This is a genomic window from Serratia sp. 22278 (assembly GCF_052045405.1).
GTDB classification, from domain to species: Bacteria; Pseudomonadota; Gammaproteobacteria; order Enterobacterales; family Enterobacteriaceae; genus Serratia; species Serratia marcescens.
Genome location: NZ_JBQEOW010000005.1, coordinates 265,678 through 280,094 on the forward strand (window position 1 = coordinate 265,678; position 14,417 = coordinate 280,094).

A 14,417-nucleotide genomic window follows, 5' to 3' on the forward strand; every position below is an offset into this window, starting at 1 on the left:
AGCGCACAACTGACATAGGTTTTTCATATCGGTGCAAGATTTCGTGATCCTTCCCGCATTTGTCATTTTTAAACAACCTTTCATTAACATTTGCCGTTCCGCTCGCTTGACGAAAGTTTCGCCAGACTTATAGTGGCTGTATTAAATAAGAAACTGAGTTTCATATATGAAACAATCAGATAGAGGATAAAAGCAATGAGCTGGAAGAATGTGTGCGAAGTGTCTCAGGTGAAAGAAGATTTTCCTTTCTCCGGCAAAGTGGAAGGAAAAGAGATCGGGGTGTACCTGCTCGACGGTAACTACTACGCGCTGGAAGACGTCTGCCCGCATGCTTATGCCTTGCTCAGCCAGGGGTTTGTAGACGATGGCAAGGTTGAGTGCCCGCTGCACGAAGCGCTGTTTGACGTGCGCACCGGCCAGTGCCTGCGCGAGCCGGGCGGCCGAGATCTGCAAACCTATCCCACCCGGGTGGTCGACAACCAAATCCAGATCACCTTTATCGCGGAGGAGTAATCATGCAGCACATCACCGATTTCAATCCCTGGCTGCCGGACACCCAACAAGTGACGCCAGCCCGCGAAGGCGGCAACGGTCAAATCCATCAGCCGGGCCAGTTCCGCAATGTCATCTGGCAAAACCGCGCCCGGGTGCCGGACGGTTTCGAAACCGCCCTGGTGGCGGCGCTGGAAACGATCTTCGATCAGGGGGGGGAAGAGCTGGAGCAGATCGTTAGCGCGTTGAATCAGCGTCGTCTGTTCGATCGCAGCGGCCAGCCGTGGAATGAGGCGACGTTCCGCGAATTCCTTCACGTTAACGGTTTCTGAGCGACACCCGGGAGAAGACAATGACAGCAAACACAACATCCTCCGAACAGAGCTTGCAGGACTATCTTGACCAGGGGCTGCGCGGCATGTGGTATCCGGTGCTGGCCAGCTGGGAAGTGGGCAACAACCCGGTCGGCATCACCCGCCTGGAGCAGCAAATCGTGGTGTGGCGCGACGGCGAAGGCCAGATCCACGCGCTGGAAGACCGCTGCCCGCACCGTGGCGCGCGGCTTTCCATGGGGTGGAACCTCGGCGATCGCATCGCCTGTTGGTATCACGGGGTGGAAGTCGGCGGCGACGGGACGGTGAAAGACGTGCCGGCGGTGGATCGCTGCCCGCTGGTGGGGCAAAAATGCCTGCGTTCTTACCCGGCCAAAGAAGCCTATGGCGCGGTGTTCCTCTATTTCGGCGTGACGGCGGATGAAGCGCCGGCGGAGCTGACTTTCCCGCAAGAGCTGGCGGACGAAGCGTCGTACAGTAATTTTCTGTGCACCGCCAGCTGGAACTGCAACTACCAGTACGCCCTGGAAAACGTGATGGATCCGATGCACGGCACTTACCTGCACTCCTCTTCACACTCGATGGCGGAAGGGGATCGCAAGGCGGACATGGCGCTGGAGCCGACCGACAGCGGCTTCATCTTCAAGAAAAACGGCCAGATCGGCGTCAACTTCGACTGGGTGGAATTCGGCAACAGCGGCGCGTATTGGATGCGCCTGTCGATCCCGTACAAGAAGCGTTTCGGGCCGGGCGGTCACTTCTGGATCATCGGCATGGTGGTGCCGGAAGACAAGGATCACTGCCGGGTATTCTTCTGGCGCATTCGTAAGGTCAAAGACTGGCAGCGCGACATGTGGCGCTTCATGTACCGCAATCGCCTGGAATCGTTGCATTGGGACGTGCTCGAGCAGGATCGCATCGTGCTTGAGAACATGGCGCCTAACGCCCGCGGCCGCGAATATCTGTACCAGCACGACGTCGGTCTTTCTCGCCTGCGCCGCCTGATGCAGAAAGAGGCGCAAAAACAGCTGGCGACGCTGCGCGAGCGGGAGGCGGCGCAGTGAACGGCCTGCTGAACGATAAACGCATCGTGGTCACCGGCGCGGCGCGCGGCCTGGGCTACAGCTTCGCCGCCGCCATCGCGGCTGCCGGCGCGCAGGTGGTGATGTGCGACATTTTGGCGGATGAGCTGGCGGCGAGCGGCGCCGCGCTGCGCGAGCAGGGCGCTCAGGTGGAAACGCAAATCATCGATCTGGCCTCACCGGATTCGATCCGTTCGGCGTTCGAGAAGATCGCCACAGGCGGCGAGATCGACGGGCTGGTGAACAACGCGGCGCTGGCGACCGGCGTCGGCGGTAAAACCATGATGGAATACGACATCGATCTGTGGGATCGGGTAATGCAGGTCAACGTGCGCGGCACCTGGCTGGTGAGCCAGGCGGCGGTGCCGCTGCTGGCGCGCAACCCGCACGCCAAGATCGTCAACGTGGCGTCGGACACCGCGCTGTGGGGCGCGCCGCGCCTGATGGCCTATGTTGCCAGTAAAGGCGCGCTGATCGCGATGACCCGATCGATGGCGCGTGAACTGGGGCCGCAGGGGATCTGCGTCAACGCCATCGCGCCGGGCCTGACGCGGGTGGAAGCCACCGAGTATGTCCCCGCCGAACGCCACCAGCTGTACGAGCAGGGGCGCGCGCTGGCCGGGGCGCAGCACCCGGACGATGTGAACGGTACGGTGCTTTATCTGCTGTCGCCGCTGGCGAATTTTGTCACCGGTCAACTGCTGCCGGTCAACGGCGGCTTCGTATTCAACTGACGGCCCGCAGGGCAGGCGCACAGCGCAGGAGCGAGAGATGGCGGACGAGCAAGCATGTAAGTATCTGATCCCGGGGCTGGATCGCGGGTTGCAGTTGCTGCTGGCGTTTGGCGAGCAGCATAAGGAGATGACCTTCGCCGAGTTGCATCGCTTGGTCGATATGCCGAAGGCCACCGCTTATCGCGTGGTGCAGACGCTCGAACACTTGGGCTTTCTGGAGCGCAATCCGCGCACCAACACCTTTGCGCTCGGCATCAAGGTGCTGCGCCTCGGCTTCGAATATATCGCGTCGCTGGACGTCGCGCAGGCCGGCCAGCCGGTGATCGAGCAGCTGCGCGATCGCAGCCAGTGCAGCAGCCATCTGGCGATCCGCGACGGGCGTGATGTGATCTATATCGCCCGCGTCAGCGCTGCCGGTTCGCAGATCAATCAGGTCAGCGTCGGCACCCGCTTGCCGGTGCACCAAACCTCGCTCGGCCGCATGTTGTTGACCAGCGCGACTCGCAGTGAGTTCGAACAACTTTATCCAGACGCGCAACTGCCGGGCAATGCGCCGGGCACCCCGGCGGATCGCGAAACGCTGTGGCAGATGGTGCAGCAAGACAAGGCGCGCGGCTATGTGATCGGCGAATCGTTCTTCCGCCACGGCATCTCCTCGATCGTCTATCCGATCTTCAACCGCGAGCAGCGGGTCGAGGCGGTGGTCAGCATCATGGTGCCGTCCGATGAGATCCCGAAAGCGGATCGCGAGCGGCTGCGCATGGAAGTGCGCGACGCGGCGGAGAAAATTTCCGGCTTCCTCGGCGCGCCGCCGCAGGCCAACGTCGGCTAACCGACAGGACCGACTCTTTTACTCAGGCAGGGATAAGGCCCGCAGCAAACACGGGCCGGGGTTCAGTCATGCCTGAAAACCGTATGCAGCGAGAATGTGAGGCTGAACAATGAGCGTAATCGGAATCGAAAAACTGGAATTTGGCGTCGAAGATCTGCCAACCTGCGAAAAATTCATGCAAGATTTCGGCCTGCAGCCCGCCACGCAACATTGGGGCGAAGCGCAGCGCGAATTCACTACCCTGAGCGGGGCGCGGGTTGTCCTGCACCCGTTGCAAAGCGCGGCGCTGCCTGCGGCGTTTGAAGGCGGTTCCACCCTGCGCCGCATGACATGGGGCGTGGCCTCGCCCGCCGAACTGGCGCGCCTGCAGCCGCGTTTGGCGTTGATGCCCGGCTTCCGTCAGGTGGGAGAAGAGTTGGAATGCCGCGATCCCAACGGCATGACGCTGCGCTTCGTCGTCAGCCGCCAGCAGGCGGTCGAGGTGCCGGTCACGCCGATCAACCAGTGGGGCGACGTGCGCCGCATCGATCAACCCAGCCCGGTCTATTCGCAGGCGCAGCCGATCAACATCGGCCACGTGGTGTTCTTCGTCGACGATCTGGCGGCGACCGAGCGTTTCTACCGCGAGCTGTTGGATTTCCAGGTTTCCGATCGCTATATCGATCGCGCCGTCTTCCTGCGCACCCAGGCGCGCGGCGGCCATCATAACCTGTTCCTGCTGAAGTTGCCGAACCGCCCACGCGGCCTGAATCACGTGGCGTTCACCGTGCGCGATATCCACGAAGTGATCGGCGGCGGCATCGCCATGAACAAAGAGCAGTGGAGCACCTTTATCGGCCCCGGCCGTCACCCGATCTCCTCGGCCTATTTCTGGTACGTCAACAGCCCGACCGGCGGCGCGTTCGAGTACTACACCAACGACGATTATCTGACGGAAAACTGGCAGCCGCGCGAGCTGGAGCATTCGCTGGTCTCCTTCACCGAATGGGCGGTAGAGGGCGGCATCGATCACGACACGCGCCGCCAGCATAAAAAAGCGGAGGCGTTATGAACCGGGCTGAACAGGCGGGCATCGTCATCGTCGGTGGCGGCCAGGCCGGCGGCTGGGCGGCCAAGACGCTGCGCGACCGCGGTTACAGCGGCCGGCTGACGGTTGTCAGCGACGAACCCTACGATTTTTACGAGCGGCCGCCGCTGTCGAAAGCGGCGTTGCTGGATGCCGCGGCTCCCCTCAGCCGGCTGTTCAGCGAACAGACGGTGGCGGAGCTGAATATCGACTGGCGCCGCCCGCTGCGCGCCGAGTCCATCGACGCCGAACAGCAAATCGTTACGCTCAGCGATGGGCAACGGCTGCAGTTCGAGCAGTTGCTGATCGCCACCGGCGGGCGGCCGCGTGTGCCGGGCGCCGCCTGGGCGCAGCACCCGCGCGTGATGACGCTGCGTTCCTGGGACGATGCGGCCCGGTTGCGGCAGGGGCTGCAGGGCTGTCGTCGCCTGGCGATCGTCGGCGGCGGTTGGATCGGGCTGGAGATCGCCGCTTCCGCGCGGCGTCTCGGTGCCGAGGTGACGGTGTTTGAACGCCAGCCAGCGCTGTGTATGCGCAGCGTCGGCGCCGATGTCTCGCAGGCGTTGCTCGAACTGCATCGCCGGCAGGGCGTCACGGTGCTGTGCGGCTGCGGCGAGATCTCGCTGGAAGATCGCGACGGCGCCGCCTGGATCGGCAGCGAAGTCAGCGATCCGCAGGCCTTCGATCTGGTGGTGGTGGGGATCGGCGTCGAGCTGAATCTCGAACTGGCGCGCAGCGCCGGGCTGGCGATCGAGTCCGGCATTGTGGTCGACGGCCAGGGGCGCACCAGCCATCCGGCGATCTTCGCCGCCGGCGACGTGGCGCGTCACCCGACGCTTGGCCTGTGCCTGCAGTCTTGGGCCTACGCGCAAAATCAGGCCATCAGCACCGCCTGCGCGATGCTCGACGCCTTCGCCGCCCCGTATGACGACGTGGCCTGGCTGTGGTCGGATCAATATGACGTCAATATCCAGATCCTCGGCGTGCCGAGCGGCGGCGTACACCATGTGGTGCGCCGCACGCCGCAGTCGCAGGTGTTCTTCACGCTGAACGCCGATCGGCAGCTGGTGCAGATGGTGGCGTTCAACGACGCGCGCACCATCAAACTCGGCAAGCGTTGGCTGGCGAGCGGCCGGGTGCTGGATCTGCAGCAACTGGCGGATGCGGAGTTTTCTTTGATGGCGTTGAAATAACGCCCGAACCTCGGGAGCGTTTTATGACTACGCAAGACATTGACGCCCGCGCTGGACGGGCGGGGGAAACCGTTGCCGAAAATCCGCAGCAGCGGGTGCGCTGGTCGGTGCCGATCGCGCTGTTCGCCTGCGTGCTGCTGGCGTTTTTCGACAAGATCAGCATCGCGGCGCTGTTTTCCGACGCCGAGTTTCAGCAGGCGTTGGGCATTGGTTTTGACCCGGCGCGGCTGGGCTTGCTGATGAGCGCGTTTCTGTTCTCCTACGGCATTTCCTCAATGCTGCTCAGCGGCATCGGCGATCGGCTTAATCCGGTCAAGGTATTGATTGGCATGATGGTGGTGTGGGGCGTGCTGATGGTGTTGATGGGGCTGGTGCGTTCCTATCACGCCATGATGACGCTGCGCATCCTGCTCGGCATCGCCGAAGGGCCGTTGCTGCCGATGGCCTACGCCATTATTCGTCAGGCTTTCCCGCCGCAGCTGCAGGCACGCGCCACCATGCTGTGGTTGCTCGGCACGCCGTTGGGGGCCGCGCTCGGCTTCCCGGTCACCCTGTACATCCTCAATACCTTCGACTGGCAGGCCACCTTCTTCTTTATGGCGTTTCTGACGTTGCCGGTGATGTTGCTGGTGCTGTTCGGCATGCGCCACCTGAACGTCTCGCGTCCGGCGGCGGCGGCCAAACCGGCGGTGTCCGAACGCAAACAGCACCGCCGCGAGCTGCTGCGCAGTCCGCACTTTTGGATGATCTGCCTGTTCAACATCGCCTTTCTGACCTACCTGTGGGGCATGAACGGCTGGTTGCCGAGCTATCTGATCAAGGGCAAAGGCATTCATCTGGAGCATGCCGGTTACCTCTCTTCGCTGCCGTTCATCGCCATGCTGCTCGGCGAAGTGCTGGGCGCCTGGCTGTCGGACAAGCTGGATCGCCGCGCGCTGGCCTGCTTCCTGTCGCTGTGCGGCGCCGGCCTCGGTCTGGCGGTGGTGTTGCACCTGCAGGGCACCTACAGCGTGATCGCCGCCATGGCCTTCAGCACCTTTATGTGGGGCGCCGGCGCGCCGAATATTTTCGCGCTGTTGGCGAAGGCCACCAGCAGCAAGGTGAGCGCCACCGCCGGCGGCATCTTCAACGGGTTGGGCAATTTTGCCGGCGCGCTGGCGCCGGTGCTGATGGGGGCGCTGATCGCCGCCACCGGCAATATGGATAACGGCCTGCTGTTCCTGGTGGTGATGGCGTTCGTCGGCTGCCTCATTCTGCTGCCGTTGCTGAGAAAGTACTGAATTAACAATTACTAAGCCCAATGGATTTCATGCTGTGGCTAGGCGGCAAGTTCGTGAGTCTCCAGGAGCTTACTGCGGTAAGTGACTGGTGCGAACGAATGCAGCCAACAACGCGACAGCGTGAAAGACGAAGGGGATAACCATTTGATTCAACAGAGGAGTGACAACATGTCTCAGGTTGAGAACAAAGCCGGCGTCAAGCCGCAGGATCTGTCGATGGAAAACTGGGTGGAGTCGCGCATTGCCCGTTTCGAAGGCCGCAAATATGACTGGAACGCGCTGAAATTCCAGGCCGATTTTGACCCGAAATACCGCCGCGCGCAGATGCGCTACATCGGCACCGGCGCCACCGGCGTGGCCAGCGACGCCAACACCATTCCGGCGGGCAACTTCACCTTCTCCACCATGGTGCTGCCGTCGAAGTGCGAGGGCCCGCTGCACCTGCACGACGACGTGGAAGAAGTGTTCTTCATGCTGAAAGGCAGCATCACGCTGATGATTCAGGATGGGGAAGAGTATTACGAAACCAGGCTGAAAGAGCGCGATCTGATCTCGGTGCCGGCGGGGGTGTATCGCGGCCTGTTCAACCACGGCGAGGAAGAGGCGCTGATGTGCGTGATGCTCGGCACCGCCAAGCCGGAGATCCCGACCTATCCGGCGGATCACCCGCTGTCCAAAGTGAAGCGCAACTGATGAACGGCCTGGCGCAACGCCAACGGGCGCGCTGCGGGGCGTACACCCTGAGCTGGCGCGAGGCCGGGCAGGGGCGGCCGGTGGTGTTGCTGCACGGCATCAGCTCCGGATCCGCCTCGTGGATCAAGCAGTTCAACGATAACGGCCTGACGGACGGCCACCGTCTGTTGGCGTGGGACGCGCCGGGCTACGGCGGCAGCCTGCCGTTGGCGGATCCGCAGGCCGATGCCGCCGGTTATGCGGCGGCGTTGGCGGCGCTGATTGATGAGCTGCAGCTGGTGCAGCCGCTGATCGTCGGCCATTCGCTGGGGGCGCTGATCGGTAGCGCCTATGCCGCCGGCTATCCGGATGGGCTGTGCGGGCTGGTGTTGGCGGATCCGGCGCAGGGCTATGCCACGGCGCCGGAGGAAAAACGCCGGCAGGTGTACGGCCAGCGCCAGCAGATGATAGAGACGCTGGGGCCGGTGGGCTACGGCGAGCAGCGGGCGGCGGCCTTGCTGCGTGAAGGGGCGGATCCGCAGGATATCGCCTGGGTGCGCAACGGCATGCAGCAGCTCGATCCCGACGGTTTTCTGAGTGCCGCCTGGATGTTGGCCAACGATGATATCGGTCGCTATCTGGCGCGCTATCGCGGCCCGCTGGAGGTGTGGTGCGGTGAACAGGATCGCATTACGCCACCGGAGAAGGCGGCCGAGCTGGCGCGCGAGCAGGACGCGACGCTGCGTCTGATCGCCGCCGCCGGTCATGCCAGCTACCTCGATGCGCCGGCGTGTTTCAACCGCTATCTGCGGGACTTTACGGGAGCAATCCAACGATGAATTTTCAGCTTGAGGATCGGGTGGCGGTGGTGACCGGCGGCTCGTCGGGCATCGGTTTTGAAACCCTGAAGCTGCTGCTGGCCGAAGGGGCGAAAGTGGCGTTCTGCGGCCGCGATCAGGACAAGCTGGCCGGCGCAGCAGCCAGCCTGCGCGCGGACTTCCCGCAGGCGGATATCCTGGCGCTGCGCTGCGACGTGCTGGACGCGCAGCAGGTGGCGCAGTTCGCCGCTCAGGTGACGGCGCATTTCGGCGGCGTGGATCTGCTGATCAACAACGCCGGTCAGGGCTTCGTCGCCCATTTTGACCAGACGCCGCGCGAGGCCTGGCTGCATGAGGCCGAGCTGAAGCTGTTCGGCGTGATCAACCCGGTGCAGGCGTTCTTACCGGCGCTGGAACGATCGGCGATCGCGTCTATCACCTGCGTGAACTCGCTGCTGGCGCTGCAGCCGGAAGAGCACATGATCGCCACCTCGGCGGCGCGTGCCGCGCTGCTCAACATGACGCTGACGCTGTCGAAAGAGCTGGTGGGCAAAGGCATTCGGGTTAACTCGATCTTGCTGGGGATGGTGGAGTCGGGCCAGTGGCGCCGCCGTTTCGACGAGCGCAGCGATAAAGATCAAAGTTGGGAGCAGTGGACGGCGGCCATCGCCGAACGGCGCGGCATCCCGATGAAACGCCTGGGCAAGCCGCAGGAGCCGGCGCAGGCGCTGTTGTTCCTCGCTTCGCCGCTGGCTTCCTTTACCACCGGCGCGGCGCTGGACGTTTCCGGCGGCTTTAACCGCCATGTGTAGCAGGGGCCGAGAAAGATGAAGAAGATCATGATGATTGGCTACGGCGCGATGGCGAAGGAAGTGATCGCCCGTCTGCCGGAAGGCGTGGAGGTTGGCTGGATCCTGGCGCGCGCAGCTCATCATGCGGCGATCGCCGAGGCTTTTGACGGGCGGGTGCAGGCGCTGACCCATCCGGAGCAGTGTTCGCAGCGGCCGGATCTGGTGCTGGAGTGCGCCAGCCAGCAGGCTGTGGCGGAGTTTGGCGAGGCGGTGCTGCAGCGCGGTTGGCCGCTGGCGGTGGTCTCGACCGGCGCGCTGGCGGACGCCGCATTGCAACAGCGGCTGCAGCAGGTTTGCCGCCGCCATCACGGGCAGCTGATCGTGCTGTCCGGCGCGGTGGCGGGGATGGACGGGCTGGCGTCGGCGCGTGAAGGCGGGTTGGAGAGCGTGACCTATCAGGCCAGCAAGAGCCCGGCCAGCTGGCGCGGCAGCCCGGCGGAGCAACTGATCGACCTCGATGCGGTGCGCGAGGCGCAGGTATTTTTTGAAGGCTCGGCGCGCGAAGCGGCGCGTTTGTTCCCGGCCAACGCCAACGTGGCGGCCACTATTGCGCTCAACGGTCTGGGGATGGACGCCACCCGGGTGCGCCTGCAGGTCGATCCCGCCACCCGGCGCAATACCCACCGCCTGCAGGTGTGCGGCGACTTTGGCGAGTTTCACATTGAGCTGAGCGGCAACCCGCTGGCGAGCAATCCCAAAACATCAACCCTGGCGGCGCTGAGCGCGGTACAAGCCTGCCGCCGTCTGGTGGACGGCGGTTTTATTGCCTGAACGGCAGGAGCGGAGCATGGAACGATTGAATATTTTTGTCGCCGGGCGCTGGCGTGAAGGGCGCGGCGAAGAGATGGCTTCGGTATTCCCGGCCGACGGCAGCGTCAACGCGCGGCTGCGCGCCGCTAACGTCGAGGATGTCAACGAGGCGGTAGAGGCGGCGGAAAAGGCCTGGCGCGCGCCGGAATGGCGCGGACTGGTGCCGCACCAACGCGCCTCAATTCTCTACCGCGTGAGCAACCTGATCCTGGCGCAGCAGGAACAGCTGGCCGAGTTGCAGACGCGCGACAACGGCAAACCGCTGGCGGAAACCCGCGGCCTGGTGGCCAGCGCGGCGGCGACCGCGCGCTACTTCGCCGCCGCCTGCGAGGTGTTGGAAGGCGAGCTGCCGACCCCGCGCAGCGCCGAAGTGATGACGCTCAGTCAGTATCAACCGATGGGGGTGATCGCCGCCATTACGCCGTGGAACTCACCGATCGCCAGCGAAATGCAGAAGGTGGCGCCGGCGCTGGCGGCGGGCAACGCCGTGGTGCTCAAACCGGCCGAAGCCACGCCGCTGATGGCGCTGAAGCTGGCCGAGCTGTTCGAACAGGCGGGGCTCCCTGCCGGGCTGCTCAGCGTGCTGCCGGGCAAAGGTTCGGTGATCGGCGAGGCGTTGGCGCGCCATCCGCTGGTGAAAAAGATCGCCTTTACCGGCGGGACCGGCACCGGGCGCCATTTGGCGCACATCGCCGCCGACAAGCTGATCCCCACCTCGCTGGAGCTGGGCGGTAAATCGCCGACCATCGTGCTGGAGGACGCCGATCTGGAGCAGGCGGCGCGCGGCATCTGTTACGGCATTTTCAGCTCTGCCGGCCAGGCGTGCATCGCCGGTTCACGGCTGTTCGTGCATCGTTCGCTGTATCAGCCGCTGCTGGCGCGCTTGACCGAACTGACGGCGGGGCTGCGCATCGGCAACCCGCTGGTGCCGGGCGTGCATCTCGGCCCGCTGATCAGCGCCAAACATCGGCAAAGCGTGGCGGACTACGTGGCGTTGGCGCGGCAGGAGGGCGGCCGGGTGAGCATCGGCGGCGAAGCGCCGGCCGATCCGCAACTGGCGAGCGGCAGCTATTACCTGCCGACCATTATCGAAGGTTTGAACAACGATGCCCGCGTGTGCCAGGAGGAGATCTTCGGCCCGGTGCTGGTGGCGCTGCCGTTCGACGACGAGCAACAGCTGATCGAACAGGCCAACGACTCGGTGTACGGCCTGGCGGCCGGCATCTGGAGCCGCGATTTCCCGCGGGCGATGGCGCTGGCGGAGCGGCTGGAAACCGGCACCGTCTGGATCAACACCTACAAAACGTTCTCGATTTCCACGCCGTTCGGCGGCTTCAAGGAAAGCGGACTGGGCCGCGAAAAGGGCCTGAACGGCATCAAGGCCTACATGCAGCAGAAAAGCGTGTATCTGGCGCTGAGCCATCAGGTGAACCGCTGGAGCGACTAGGCCGACACCTCTACGCATAACCCTAATAACGATTACCCTAAGAAGGCAGATGATGAGCGATAAAATCACGGTTGGCGAGGCGATAGCCCGGACTCTGGAACAGTACGCGGTGTCGGCGATGTACGGCATCATTTCGATTCATAATCTGCCGATCGCCGATGCGGTGGGGCAGCGCGATAAAATTCGCTTCGTGCCGGCGCGCGGCGAAGCGGGCGCGGTGACCATGGCCGACGCGCACGGGCGTTTCTCCGGCCTGGGCGTGGCGTTGACCAGCACCGGCGCCGGCGCGGGCAACGCGGTGGGGGCGATGATTGAAGCGCTTAACGCCAACACGCCGCTGTTGCATATCACCGGCCAGGTGGAAAAAGCCTATCTGGACGCCGACGCCGGTTTTATTCATGAAACCCGCGATCAGCTCGGCTTCCTGCGCGCCTGCTCCAAGCGCGCCTACCGGGTCAATTCGCCGGAGCAGGCGGTGGCGGTGATCCAGCGAGCGATCCTGGATGCGCAAACCGTGCCCTGCGGCCCGGTGGCGGTCGAGATCCCGATCGATATTCAAAGCAGCCTGGTGTCCCGCTCGGTGCTGGCCGAACCGTTGGCGCTGGCGCCGCTGCCGAAGGCGGACGCCGCAGCGGTGGAGCGGCTGCATCAGCGGCTGAAACAGGCCAAGCGCCCGCTGTTATGGTTGGGCGGCGGTGCGCTGGCCTGCGGCGACGCGGTGCGCAAGCTGGCGGACGCCGGCGTGGCGGTGATCTCCAGCACCCACGGGCGCGGCATTCTGCCGGACAGCCATCCGCGCAGCCTGCGGGCGTTCCACAACTCGCCGAGCATTGAAGCGATCCTGACGCAGTGCGACCTGACGCTGGTGGCCGGTTCGCGCCTGCGCAGTAATGAAACCCGCACCTGGACGCTGCCGCTGCCGCGCCCGTTGGTGCAAATTGACATCGATCCGGCGGCGGCCAACCGCAACTACCTGGCCGATGAACAGATCAATGGCGACTGTGCGGCGCTGCTGACGGCGCTGGCGGCGCGGTTGACCCCTGGCGAGAAGGTGAACGCCGAGTGGGATGCCGAGATCGCGGGAGCGGTGCAGCAGGCTGAGAGCGCGCTGCGCCAGCAGTCCGGCGAATACGCCAAACTCAATGACGCCATCGACGCCGCGCTGCCGCAGGACGGGCTGTTGGTGCGCGATATCACCGTTTCCGGCAGCGTCTGGGGCAGCCGGCTGTTCCGGGCGATTTCGCCGCTGTGCAACATACACTCGCTGGCTGGCGCCATTGGAATGGGGCTGCCGATGGCGATCGGCACCGCAATCGCCAACCCGCAGCGCAAGGTGGTGGGGCTGGTGGGCGATGGCGGTCTGGCGCTGGGTCTGGGGGAACTGGCGACCATGGCGCAGGAACAGGTGAACATCACCCTGCTGATCATGAACGACGGCGGTTATGGCGTGATGCGTGGCATTCAGGACAAGTATTTCGCCGGGCGCCAGTATTACAACGAGCTGCATACGCCGGCCTTTACCCAGATCGCCGAAGCGATGGGGTTGAAAGCCTGGAAGGTGGACGCGGCGGCGCAGTTCAACGGCGTATTGGCCGAGGCGATCAATTACCCGGGGCCGTCGGTGGTCGAGGTGGACATGAAGCGGGTCGGGCCGCTGACCTTCGCCGGGCCGCCGCAGAAAACCCTGTATTGATACGATAAAAAACGCCCGGCGGTTGCCGGGCGTTCTCGTTGTTACTTCTCTGCCGCGATGCGATCGCGAATGTGCTGCGCGCGCGCTTGGGAAGATGGGTGATCGTCGAACATGCTGCTCTGACGGCCGGCTTCTATTTGGGCCAGTTTTTCGAAGCTGGTGGCCAGGCCGTTCGGATCGATGCCGCGTTTTTTCAGCAGATCGAACGAGTAATCATCCGCTTCGCTTTCCTGCTTCTGCGAGAACTGGGCGCTGACCAGCTTCTCGCCGATATCCGCCAGCTGCGACTGCGACAGCGAGCCGATGACGCCGCCGGCGGAGGACGCCGCGGTGCGCAGCGCCACGGTGCCGTAAGCCACCTGCATCGCTTTACGGGTGTGGCCCAACGCCACGTGGCCCATTTCGTGGCCCAGCACGCCTTCCACTTCGTTGTCGTTCATCATGTCCATCAGGCCGCTGTAGACGCGGATACAGCCGTTGGCCATCGCCCAGGCGTTGACGTCTTTGGTCACGTAGACCTTGTAGTTGGCCGGGGTGCCGTTGATGTTGTCGCCCAGCGCCGCAGCGATTTTGTTGAGACGCTTGGCGTAGGTGCTGCCGGCCGGCGCGATTTGTGCCTTGCTGTCCATCTCGGCGCAGGATTTATCACTCAGGGCCTTAACGTCGTCGTTGCTCAGGGTCGCCGCCTGGAACGCCTGCGCGCCGGACTGCATCAAGGTTTCGGTATTCAGGTTTTGACAGCCGGTTGCCAAGGTGGCAATGCCCAACGCAATCAAAGAGGTACGAATTTTCATAACGCCATCTTCCTGTGAAGGTAACAAGGTAAAAGAGTCATTTTGCTTTGAGGAAATCTTGTCGCAAGAGCCTAGTGTACGCCAGCTAAGGCGAGAATAGTGTTATTCCGAAAAAGCGTCCAATCGTGCTAATAAGTGGTGAACTCGCTCTCATTTGGCATTAGGGATTGCCGTTGTGATGTGGAGTCTGAGAAAATAGGGAACTTGACTGCTTTTTTTATCCGACCTGGAGTAAAACATGTCCTCTCGTAAAGAGCTTGCCAACGCCATCCGCGCACTCAGCATGGACGCCGTACAAAAAGCAAATTCCGGCCACCCGGG

At 63.5% G+C, this 14,417-nt stretch carries 16 protein-coding genes; 15 read left to right on the forward strand and 1 reads right to left on the reverse strand.

What is annotated here, in order from left to right:
• Positions 1–195: 195 nt before the first annotated feature.
• The 14 genes from ACTJJ6_RS12870 to ACTJJ6_RS12935 all read left to right on the forward strand — a co-directional run bounded on the left by ACTJJ6_RS12870 (position 196) and on the right by ACTJJ6_RS12935 (position 13,302).
• Positions 196–513: a non-heme iron oxygenase ferredoxin subunit gene (locus ACTJJ6_RS12870; protein WP_004937614.1), complete on the forward strand. Its 318-nt coding sequence runs from the start codon at positions 196–198 to the stop codon at positions 511–513.
• Between the two features lie 2 nt (positions 514–515).
• Positions 516–824 (forward strand): recombinase-like helix-turn-helix domain-containing protein, encoded by a 309-nt coding sequence (locus ACTJJ6_RS12875; protein WP_016930050.1) that lies wholly within the window; start codon positions 516–518, stop codon positions 822–824.
• A 20-nt stretch (positions 825–844) separates the two neighbouring features.
• Complete coding sequence (locus tag ACTJJ6_RS12880) at positions 845–1,888, forward strand: aromatic ring-hydroxylating oxygenase subunit alpha (protein ID WP_028127706.1); 1,044 nt, start codon at positions 845–847, stop codon at positions 1,886–1,888.
• Positions 1,885–2,640, forward strand: a complete 756-nt coding sequence (locus ACTJJ6_RS12885) for an SDR family oxidoreductase (RefSeq protein ID WP_193843076.1) — start codon at positions 1,885–1,887, stop codon at positions 2,638–2,640. The genes ACTJJ6_RS12880 and ACTJJ6_RS12885 overlap by 4 nt, the downstream gene beginning before the upstream one ends.
• A 37-nt stretch (positions 2,641–2,677) precedes the next feature.
• Positions 2,678–3,472 carry an IclR family transcriptional regulator gene (locus tag ACTJJ6_RS12890; protein ID WP_004937625.1) on the forward strand — a complete coding sequence of 265 codons (795 nt, stop codon included), beginning with the start codon at positions 2,678–2,680 and terminating at the stop codon, positions 3,470–3,472.
• 109 nt (positions 3,473–3,581) lie between these two features.
• Positions 3,582–4,523: a VOC family protein gene (locus ACTJJ6_RS12895; protein WP_016930047.1), complete on the forward strand. Its 942-nt coding sequence runs from the start codon at positions 3,582–3,584 to the stop codon at positions 4,521–4,523.
• On the forward strand, positions 4,520–5,731 hold the full coding sequence (locus ACTJJ6_RS12900) for an NAD(P)/FAD-dependent oxidoreductase (protein ID WP_420276686.1): 1,212 nt from the start codon (positions 4,520–4,522) through the stop codon (positions 5,729–5,731). Before ACTJJ6_RS12895 ends, ACTJJ6_RS12900 begins: the two co-directional genes overlap by 4 nt.
• A 23-nt stretch (positions 5,732–5,754) precedes the next feature.
• Positions 5,755–7,011: an MFS transporter gene (locus ACTJJ6_RS12905; protein WP_016930045.1), complete on the forward strand. Its 1,257-nt coding sequence runs from the start codon at positions 5,755–5,757 to the stop codon at positions 7,009–7,011.
• Between the two features lie 168 nt (positions 7,012–7,179).
• On the forward strand, positions 7,180–7,704 hold the full coding sequence (locus ACTJJ6_RS12910; RefSeq protein ID WP_004937634.1) for a cupin domain-containing protein: 525 nt from the start codon (positions 7,180–7,182) through the stop codon (positions 7,702–7,704).
• Positions 7,704–8,522 carry an alpha/beta fold hydrolase gene (locus ACTJJ6_RS12915; protein ID WP_048796837.1) on the forward strand — a complete coding sequence of 273 codons (819 nt, stop codon included), beginning with the start codon at positions 7,704–7,706 and terminating at the stop codon, positions 8,520–8,522. Before ACTJJ6_RS12910 ends, ACTJJ6_RS12915 begins: the two co-directional genes overlap by 1 nt.
• Positions 8,519–9,313, forward strand: a complete 795-nt coding sequence (locus ACTJJ6_RS12920) for an SDR family oxidoreductase (protein WP_049299792.1) — start codon at positions 8,519–8,521, stop codon at positions 9,311–9,313. The genes ACTJJ6_RS12915 and ACTJJ6_RS12920 overlap by 4 nt, the downstream gene beginning before the upstream one ends.
• A gap of 15 nt (positions 9,314–9,328) precedes the next feature.
• A complete protein-coding gene (locus ACTJJ6_RS12925; protein WP_033639423.1) occupies positions 9,329–10,123 on the forward strand; it encodes an aspartate dehydrogenase in 795 nt (264 codons plus the stop codon).
• Between the two features lie 16 nt (positions 10,124–10,139).
• Positions 10,140–11,609 (forward strand): aldehyde dehydrogenase, encoded by a 1,470-nt coding sequence (locus ACTJJ6_RS12930; protein ID WP_016930041.1) that lies wholly within the window; start codon positions 10,140–10,142, stop codon positions 11,607–11,609.
• A 52-nt stretch (positions 11,610–11,661) separates the two neighbouring features.
• The gene (locus tag ACTJJ6_RS12935; RefSeq protein ID WP_049299791.1) at positions 11,662–13,302 is read left to right on the forward strand and encodes a thiamine pyrophosphate-binding protein; all 1,641 of its coding nucleotides are present in this window, start codon (positions 11,662–11,664) and stop codon (positions 13,300–13,302) included.
• Between the two features lie 41 nt (positions 13,303–13,343).
• Here ACTJJ6_RS12935 and ACTJJ6_RS12940 read toward each other — a convergent pair whose 3' ends face one another.
• Entirely contained in the window at positions 13,344–14,096 is a 753-nt protein-coding gene (locus ACTJJ6_RS12940; RefSeq protein WP_440803550.1) for a M48 family metallopeptidase, read from the reverse strand.
• Positions 14,097–14,334: 238 nt separating this feature from the next.
• Between ACTJJ6_RS12940 and ACTJJ6_RS12945 the strand changes: the two genes are divergently transcribed.
• A partial coding sequence (locus ACTJJ6_RS12945) for a hypothetical protein (protein ID WP_134267863.1) occupies positions 14,335–14,417 on the forward strand: 83 nt, incomplete at its 3' end.

What these genes read in the sequence shown, in the direction of transcription:
- ACTJJ6_RS12870 (WP_004937614.1), top strand. Translation starts at nt 196, where the DNA reads ATGAGCTGGAAGAATGTGTGCGAAGTGTCTCAGGTGAAAGAAGATTTT.
- ACTJJ6_RS12875 (WP_016930050.1), top strand. Translation starts at nt 516, where the DNA reads ATGCAGCACATCACCGATTTCAATCCCTGGCTGCCGGACACCCAACAA.
- ACTJJ6_RS12880 (WP_028127706.1), top strand. Translation starts at nt 845, where the DNA reads ATGACAGCAAACACAACATCCTCCGAACAGAGCTTGCAGGACTATCTT.
- ACTJJ6_RS12890 (WP_004937625.1), top strand. Translation starts at nt 2,678, where the DNA reads ATGGCGGACGAGCAAGCATGTAAGTATCTGATCCCGGGGCTGGATCGC.
- ACTJJ6_RS12895 (WP_016930047.1), top strand. Translation starts at nt 3,582, where the DNA reads ATGAGCGTAATCGGAATCGAAAAACTGGAATTTGGCGTCGAAGATCTG.
- ACTJJ6_RS12900 (WP_420276686.1), top strand. Translation starts at nt 4,520, where the DNA reads ATGAACCGGGCTGAACAGGCGGGCATCGTCATCGTCGGTGGCGGCCAG.
- ACTJJ6_RS12905 (WP_016930045.1), top strand. Translation starts at nt 5,755, where the DNA reads ATGACTACGCAAGACATTGACGCCCGCGCTGGACGGGCGGGGGAAACC.
- ACTJJ6_RS12910 (WP_004937634.1), top strand. Translation starts at nt 7,180, where the DNA reads ATGTCTCAGGTTGAGAACAAAGCCGGCGTCAAGCCGCAGGATCTGTCG.
- ACTJJ6_RS12915 (WP_048796837.1), top strand. Translation starts at nt 7,704, where the DNA reads ATGAACGGCCTGGCGCAACGCCAACGGGCGCGCTGCGGGGCGTACACC.
- ACTJJ6_RS12920 (WP_049299792.1), top strand. Translation starts at nt 8,519, where the DNA reads ATGAATTTTCAGCTTGAGGATCGGGTGGCGGTGGTGACCGGCGGCTCG.
- ACTJJ6_RS12925 (WP_033639423.1), top strand. Translation starts at nt 9,329, where the DNA reads ATGAAGAAGATCATGATGATTGGCTACGGCGCGATGGCGAAGGAAGTG.
- ACTJJ6_RS12930 (WP_016930041.1), top strand. Translation starts at nt 10,140, where the DNA reads ATGGAACGATTGAATATTTTTGTCGCCGGGCGCTGGCGTGAAGGGCGC.
- ACTJJ6_RS12935 (WP_049299791.1), top strand. Translation starts at nt 11,662, where the DNA reads ATGAGCGATAAAATCACGGTTGGCGAGGCGATAGCCCGGACTCTGGAA.
- ACTJJ6_RS12940 (WP_440803550.1), bottom strand. Translation starts at nt 14,096, where the DNA reads ATGAAAATTCGTACCTCTTTGATTGCGTTGGGCATTGCCACCTTGGCA.